Source organism: Bradyrhizobium genomosp. III, assembly GCF_000261705.1.
GTDB lineage: Bacteria > Pseudomonadota > Alphaproteobacteria > Rhizobiales > Xanthobacteraceae > Bradyrhizobium > Bradyrhizobium ottawaense.
Map to the genome: position 1 here is coordinate 1 of NZ_AJQF01000091.1, position 5189 is coordinate 5189.

Annotated in this window: 5 protein-coding genes; 2 read left to right on the forward strand and 3 right to left on the reverse strand. The window is 64.5% G+C overall.

The window, feature by feature from the left end; translation table 11 throughout:
- Positions 1 to 845, forward strand: an 845-nt coding sequence (locus tag IC66_RS0108865; RefSeq protein WP_038947415.1) for a methyl-accepting chemotaxis protein, incomplete at its 5' end; no start/stop codon positions are given.
- 214 nt (positions 846 to 1059) lie between these two features.
- Here the strand turns inward: IC66_RS0108865 and IC66_RS0108870 are convergent.
- The 3 genes from IC66_RS0108870 to IC66_RS0108880 all read right to left on the reverse strand — a co-directional run bounded on the left by IC66_RS0108870 (position 1060) and on the right by IC66_RS0108880 (position 4625).
- On the reverse strand, positions 1060 to 3030 hold the full coding sequence (locus tag IC66_RS0108870) for a carbohydrate porin (RefSeq protein ID WP_038947416.1): 1971 nt from the start codon (positions 3028 to 3030) through the stop codon (positions 1060 to 1062).
- A 384-nt stretch (positions 3031 to 3414) separates the two neighbouring features.
- Positions 3415 to 3678: a hypothetical protein gene (locus IC66_RS0108875; RefSeq protein ID WP_028143817.1), complete on the reverse strand. Its 264-nt coding sequence runs from the start codon at positions 3676 to 3678 to the stop codon at positions 3415 to 3417.
- A 140-nt stretch (positions 3679 to 3818) separates the two neighbouring features.
- Positions 3819 to 4625, reverse strand: coding sequence for a creatininase family protein (locus tag IC66_RS0108880; RefSeq protein ID WP_038947417.1), 807 nt, complete (start codon positions 4623 to 4625; stop codon positions 3819 to 3821).
- Between the two features lie 165 nt (positions 4626 to 4790).
- Here IC66_RS0108880 and IC66_RS0108885 point away from each other — a divergent pair.
- Positions 4791 to 5189, forward strand: a 399-nt coding sequence (locus IC66_RS0108885; protein ID WP_162131326.1) for an ABC transporter substrate-binding protein, incomplete at its 3' end; no start/stop codon positions are given.

Below are 5189 nucleotides of genomic sequence, written 5' to 3' on the forward strand. Positions count from 1 at the left end.
GCCAGCGTATGGACCAGATCGCGCGCGATTTCGAAGCCATGATCGGCGACGTGATCAACACGGTGTCGTCGGCTTCCTCGGAGCTGGAAGTGTCCGCGGGAACGCTGACGAGCACGGCCGATCAATCGGAAAAGGTCACCGCGACCGTCGCGGCCGCTTCCGAACAGGCCTCCACCAACGTGCAGACCGTTGCCGCGGCGGCCGAGGAGATGGCCTCGTCGGTCGACGAGATCAGCCGGCAGGTGCAGGATTCCGCGCGCATCGCCGGCGAAGCGGTGCAGCAGGCGGGCCGGACCAACGATTATGTCGGCGAGCTCGCCAAGGCCGCGGGGCGGATCGGCGACGTCGTCGAGCTCATCAGCCAGATCGCAGGCCAGACCAATCTTCTGGCTCTCAACGCCACCATCGAGGCGGCGCGCGCCGGCGAGGCCGGCCGCGGCTTTGCGGTGGTCGCCTCCGAGGTCAAGGCGCTGGCCGAGCAGACCGCCAAGGCCACCGGCGAGATCAGCCAGCAGATCACGGGAATCCAGACCGCGACGGAGGACTCCGTCGGCGCCATCAGGTCGATCAGTGACACCATCTCCCGCATGTCCGAGATTGCATCCGCAATCGCCGCGGCGGTGGAGGAGCAGGGCGCAGCGACGCGGGAGATTTCCCGCAACGTGCAGCAGGCGGCCCGCGGCACCCAGCAGGTCTCCGCCAGCATCGTCGACGTGCAGCGCGGCGCGAGCCAGACCGGATCTGCCTCCTCCAACGTGCTCGCCTCGGCCAGATCGCTGTCCGGCGAGAGCAGCCGTCTCAAGGTCGAGGTCGGCAAGTTCCTGGACGCGATCCGCGCTGCGTAGAACTTCTGCGCCTCTGCTGCAGGGAGAAGCAATCGCATTCGAAGAGCGACGTGCCCGCGGCCCATCCTTCGAGACGCGCGCAAGTGCGCGCTCCTCAGGATGGAGTGTGCGGAGCGCTTCGATGAGCTCCGGTGTCGCTTGCCTCATCCTGAGGAGCCCGCGAAGCGGGCGTCTCGAAGGACGAGGCGCGCGCATCATCCGGGCCGTACTGCGCTCAGAACTCCCCGTGCAGCCGCCCGGAAATGACCGACACCGGTCCGCGATCTGCGTTGTAGGCGGGGTTGACGATGAGCTGGTAGTCGGCGGTGAGGGTGAGATTCTTGTTCAGCGCATAGGCGTAATAGGTTTCGAGGATGCGCTCCTTGCGGTAGTTGAGCGCACCGTCGCCGACCAGCACGCCAAGGCCGCCTGCGGCGAGGAAGTCCCGGTAGTCCTGCGAAATCGCGTTGATCGCGCCGCCGACGCCGACCACGTCGTCAGGCCGGCCCCATTTCGTGCCCTTGATCGAAAGGCCAGCCGACAGGCTGCGGTTGATGTCGGTGAAGGCGAGCGTTTCGCTCTTGCCGTCGTTCCAGCTCCAGCGGCCGAACAGTCCGACATCTTCGGTGATCGCCTGCTCGAGGTTGACGACATAGCCGACCTTGGTGCGGCCGCGCCGGGTCTGCGCAATGTCGAGATTGAGCGCGGGATTGTTCAACGTCTCGCGGAAGCTGCCCATGTTGGCGCTGTCGAGCCAGCCCATGGTCCTGAGCTTGCCGGGTTGGCCGAACAGCGAGAAGCGCGTCTCGAGCTCGATCACGTACTGGCCGCGCTCCCCGACCTTGGTGTCGAAATGATTTGAATTGGGCTCCGCGACCATCAGGAAATAGCCGCCGCGCAGGGCCCATTGCTTCTGATTGAGCTCGGCGGTGACGCCGTAGGTAAGGCCGACCTTGTCGGCGGAATAGTCGAAGGCGCCCGGGGCCCAGATCGACCAGTTCATGAAATCCCTGCGGGTATCCTTGGCGTAGGCATTGCCGTCGAACACGTCGACCACTGCGAACTTGCCGGCCTGCACGGTGAGGCGGGACACGTCGACCTTTTGCCCCAGCTGCAACTGGCCGCTGGCGAGTTCTTCCTGCTCGCCGCCGAAGCCGAAGGTCTGGCGCACGAACAGGCGCGAGGTGTTGTAATGCGGATAGGGGAAGTTCGACTTCTGCGCTTCGCCGTTCGGGAAGCCGGCCGCGCCGACCGTGTCGTTCAGGCCAAATCCCTGGAGCAGCTCGGGATTGTAATAGACCTCGCCGCCGTCCCACAGCCGCGCGTTCAGGAACAGGCTGTTGCTCCAGGTCGCCTTGGCCTGCCTCGTCGGCGAGAGAGAGTTCGTTCCGCTGTAGAGCGCGGGGAACGACGGATAGCCTTGCGGCAGATAGGTGCTCTGGCCGTGAATCTCCCAGCGATCCGATTCGGTGTCGATGAGCGAGCTGTTCGGATTGTAGCTCGGCATGCCCGGCCAATCGACCTTGCGGTTGAGGCCGAGCCTGACCTGCTGGAAGTCGAGCGACGAAGAGCTGTATTGGGCCCCCGTGGAGAAGGCGACATTGGCGCCGTCGAAGCGGCTGTAGAGATATTCGAGCCGTGCGCTCCAATGCGGCGCGAAGCCGTATTCGACGCCGGCACCCGCGATCCAGCCGGGCCGCGTGTTCAGGATTTTTGGGACTTCGGCGCCGGAGGCCGGCGTGTCGAAATAGCGCTCGCCCATCCAGGCAAAGCCGCCGGTGGCGTAAACCAGCCACGGACCGCTGGTGTAGCCGACGCGGCCGCGCAGGCTGGCGGTGTAGTCCCATTGCTGCGTGACAGTGTTGGCGGGTGTCGTCAGGAAGGAGACGATCGAATTCGAGGTGATGTAGTTGGGGAACGTGAAATCGCCTTCGACACCCACCAGCCAGCCGGAGTTGAGGCGGTAGTTGTAGCCCGCCTGCACGCCGCCGATCATGCCGCTGAAGACGCCGTTGTCGTTGATCCCTGTGCCGTCGTTCAGCGCAAACTGCGACGAGCCGCGGCCATAGCCGGCATGCGCACCGATATAGAGGCCGGTCCAGTCATAGACCGCTCTCGGCGCCGGCGCCTTCAGCGGCAGATCGGCCGCGCGCCCCGCGGCGGGAAAAGCCAGCACGCCCGAGGCAATCGCCGCGGCCGTTCGCAAGCATCTGTAACGGTGACTTCTCAACGTCAAAACGCACGCCCCCAAAACGCGAATGTGTCCCACCCGTCGCGATATCCCTGCCGATTCGCGGCGGCCCTGTCATCAGGTCTTGGTTGCTCGCGTCGTCGAGATGATCTCGATTCGACGCGATTTCGTCCCAAGTTCCCGAGCAACCTTATTGCGATTAATTCGCAATAGCAACTGGTGAAGATTGGCGCACGGGATGGTTCGCACCGCTGTGTGACGGGACGGCAACAATTCCCGGCCCAAAAAGAATGACCCCGCCCGGGGGGACAGCCGGGCGGGGTCGGGGCACGACACGGGGTGGATGAGGCGCCCGTGTCGGACGCAGGATCCACGTAAGATCGGCCTCAGGTACTCAGGTCAGTAGCAGCTACGAACGCGGCCAACGTACTGGCCAAAGGCGTTGTACTGGGCGACCCAGCCGCAGCGGTGATAGCCGTAGTAATAGGGGTCGTTGTTGGCGGCGATCGCGGAGCCGACGACGGCGGCGGTGGCGATGCCGGCACCGACACCCCAGACCCAACCGGGCTGCTTGGCTTCGGCCGAAGAGGTGGTGGACACGATGCTGCCGGTGACGGCGAGGGTCGCGAGAGCGAGAGCGGCAATCTTGGTCTTGATCGACATGTGAAACTCCATCCGGGGTTGAGGCGGTCCGTTGTGGCCCGCGTGCCCAGTTTGACGGAGGCTCCCCGCGTCCGGTTCGAATGCGGCGAATCCGCTCCCGGAGCGAGGAGTTTTCGTAAATGATTGCAATAGGATATTGGTTAGCCGAGGGGCCCCTTGGCGAGCCTGTTCACGTCGAAGTTATCGACCTCGCCCAGGAGTTCGCAAAAAGCACGGGCGCCTTGATCGATGAGCTGCTCGCCCTTCGCCGCGACGGCCAATGTCGCGTTGCCGACGGCGCCGCTGGCATTGAGATCCTGCGCCTGCCAGGCGAACGGCGCGGGCCGCTGCGTCGACAGCCAGCGGTACTGCTGCTCCAGTGCGATGCTGCTCGCAGGAAAATCCGCGATGGCATCCTTGCGCACCTGATCGGGATAGCGCGCCAGCATGATCGAGGTCTCGACCGCGCCGCCATGAATGCCGTGGCGCACTTCGTCGGCCGGGAACAATGTGTCGGCAACTGATAGCCGCGACCACGACGTGGTCACCACGAACAGTTTTTGATGCGCACGCAGATCCTGCGCCACCAGCATCATGGCCGCGCTGTTGCCACCATGGCTGGTGATGATGACGAGCTTCTTCACGCCGCGCCGCGCGACCTCCTCGCCGATCCCGGTCCATCGCTTCAGCGCGGTTTCAGTCGGCAGCGTCTGCGTGCCGGGATAGTCGATATGCTCGGTGGAAATCCCGACCGGTTCGACGGGAAGAAAACTGGCCGGAACGTTGTCGGGCAGAAGCTCCCGCACGCGCGCAAGATACGCGTCCGCGATCAGCACGTCGGTGGTGAGCGGCAAATGCGGGCCGTGCTGCTCGGTCGCCGCCAGCGGCAGCACCGCGATCCATCGCGACGTCTCCGCGGGGGGCGCATCGACCCAGCGGATCTCGGTCCAGTCGCGGGATGGCATCATTGAGTTTTCTTTGGAGGTTTCATTGCCCGAATTTGTCACGTAATTTGGGTTATCAGGGGACGCGGGCCCGGCCGGCTCGTGTCCCCTGACGTCATGCGGTTTTATCGCGTTGGCCTGCCACGAGCTAGACGCGATTATGCTGGAAGCGATCGACGGAGTGCCATTATGACCCCCTCTCATCTGCGCAGAGCGCTAACTGCGGGCCTGATGGCCGCTCTGGTCTGGAGCGTCCCGGCGCGGGCCGAAACGCTGGACAAGGTCACCTTCGGCACCAACTGGGTCGCCGAGGCCGAGCACGGCGGCTTCTTCCAGGCGGTCGCCGACGGCACCTACAAGAAATACGGCCTCGACGTCACCATCGTTCCCGGCGGTCCGAACGAGAACAACCGGATGCTGTTGATCGCCGGCAAGATCGATTTCTTCATGGCCGCGAACACGCTGATGTCGTTCGACGCGGTCGCCAACAACGTTCCCGTCGTGACCATCGCCGCGATCTTCCAGAAGGATCCGCAGGTGATGCTGACGCAGCCGGATGCCAAGGTCAGGAAGATCGAGGATCTCAAG